3 protein-coding genes are annotated in these 2,162 nt (G+C 46.3%); 2 read left to right on the top strand and 1 reads right to left on the bottom strand.

Going from position 1 to position 2,162, the window contains the following annotated elements; genetic code table 11:
• On the top strand, nucleotides 1-627 hold a 627-nt coding region (locus B7Y67_RS15940), incomplete at its 5' end, for a tetratricopeptide repeat protein (protein WP_367227296.1).
• On the opposite strand, the gene B7Y67_RS15935 is transcribed toward B7Y67_RS15940, so the two are convergent.
• Entirely contained in the window at nucleotides 628-1,389 is a 762-nt protein-coding gene (locus B7Y67_RS15935; protein WP_215386447.1) for an SDR family oxidoreductase, read from the bottom strand.
• A gap of 116 nt (nucleotides 1,390-1,505) precedes the next feature.
• Between B7Y67_RS15935 and B7Y67_RS15930 the strand changes: the two genes are divergently transcribed.
• A partial coding sequence (locus B7Y67_RS15930; protein ID WP_293599471.1) for a TAXI family TRAP transporter solute-binding subunit occupies nucleotides 1,506-2,162 on the top strand: 657 nt, incomplete at its 3' end.

Below are 2,162 nucleotides of genomic sequence, written 5' to 3'. Positions count from 1 at the left end.
GACTATGCTGATGTATTGGCGGCAAATGCCAATGGCAATTTTGCTGGTAAGCCACAGCAACTGATTAATAAAGCATTGGCCCTAGATCCAAATAATCTATTGGCACTATGGCTTTCTGGAACTGCAGCCTTTAATGCGCAAAACTACAAAGCCGCTGTGCAATCTTGGGAAAAACTAGAAAAGCAATTACCCCCTGAAACAGATGAGGCGAGAGCGATTGCCGGCTCTATTGCTGAAGCGCGTAGCAAAGGTGGGTTAGTGCCAGCTACTGCACCAGCGATTAATAATCGAGGGGTGAGTGGGCGAGTGGGAATATCTTCCGCGCTTCAATCTAAAGTTAAAGCGGGTGATACTTTGATGGTGATTGCTCGTAAGCCTGGTGAACGTATGCCAGTCGCAGTTCTCAAAACCCCTGTGACCACTTTCCCGGTGAGCTTTGTATTAAATGATGCTTTGGCAATGAGCCCAAATGCCTTGATCTCTCAATTACCTGAGGTGTCAGTTGAGGTGCGTATCTCTAAAACGGGTATGGCAATGCCGGAGTCTGGCGATTTGATTTCTTCTGCGCAAACCATCAAAGTGGGCACGACAGATGCCCGCTTGATGGTCGATCAAGTTAGACCTTAATTAACCTCGACCAACAAATGGCATATTGCTTGCCATGATGGTCATCGTCAGAATATTGCTCTCTGGAGGTAGTTGAGCCATATGTAGCACTGCTTGCCCAACATGATCCACATCCATTAATGGCTCAGCTTTCTTTGACCCATCGGCTTGCAAAATTCCGGCGGCCATAGGGATGGTCATTTCAGTACCGGCATTACCAATATCAATTTGACCGCAGGTGATGTTGAAAGGACGACCATCTAATGCAATGGACTTGGTTAATCCAGTGATGGCATGTTTGGTGGATGAGTATGGGGCAGACATCGGGCGGGGTGCATGTGCTGAGATGGAGCCATTGTTAATGATGCGTCCACCTTGAGGTGACTGCGCCTTCATCATGCGAATTGCTTCTTGTGAGCAAAGAAAAGCCCCGCAAAGATTGGCATTGACCACGTTCATCCATTGTTCGTAGCTGATCTCTTCCATCGGGATTGCTGGAGCACCCATACCAGCATTATTAAAGAGCACATCAATACGACCAAAGTGTTTTTGGATCTCTGAAAATAACTGCTTTACTTGTTCTGGTCTACCCACGTCGCAGGCAAGAGCTAAGCAGTTTTGGCTATTTCCGCCAATATCTTGAATGGCTTTATTCAGTTTCTCAAGGTTTCTACCGGTTAAGACAACTTGAAAGCCGCCATTGAGCAGCGCTTTTGCAGCTGCCTTGCCAATACCCGTTCCAGCTCCCGTAACCAGGGCTACCTTATTGAGGTTTGAGTTCATTTTGATCCTAAGGGTTCTTTGAAAACATTCATCTTATCCTAAATGATTCGGGATGAATTCATTCCGCTCTTGATCTATGGGCTAGGGGCATAATGGCAAAAACAAGAAGAATTCTTATGGACTTCATACGCAAAAATATCTACAACCCTATCGCATTTGGCATAGCCTTTTTGGTTCTGGTGGCGATACTTTTTGCTACCTTATGGGTTTTGGTGCCCCCGCCGCCCAGGTCCATCCAGTTGGCAACGGGCTTGCCTACTGGCCTGTATCAGCAGTTTGGTGAAAGACTTCAGAAAGAGCTTACGGAGGAAGGAATTTCTCTACGCTTAAGAACGACTGGCGGCACAAGTGATAACTTGGCCTTATTGAATGATCCGCATTCAGGCGTCGATTTTGCAATGGTTCAAGGTGGAGTGGCAGACTTATCCAAGCATCCCAAACTGGTCTCTATTGCAGGAGTGTTTTATGAGCCTGTATGGGTTTGGTATCGAGAGGCTAGCTTTCCTAATGAATCTGGGCGCTTGGGCTTATTGAGTCAGCTGAAAGGTAAGCGCGTTTCCATTGGCAATGAGGGAAGTGGTACCTTGAGTTTAGCTTCGCAATTGCTCGAGGCAAGCGGATTAAGCATGAATGATATCCGCACTGAAAAGCTCAAGCCCTTAGAAGCATTGGAAAAATTTAAAAAAGGGGAGTTAGACGCTATTTTTTTAGTGAGTGCTGCCGAAGCGCCTTTACTTAAAAGTTTTTATGAAACGCCCGGCATTCGCTTAATG

The organism is Polynucleobacter sp. 35-46-11 (assembly GCF_002281105.1).
Note: the sequence above shows the minus strand (reverse complement) of the source record. Positions and strands in the feature narration are given on the sequence as shown.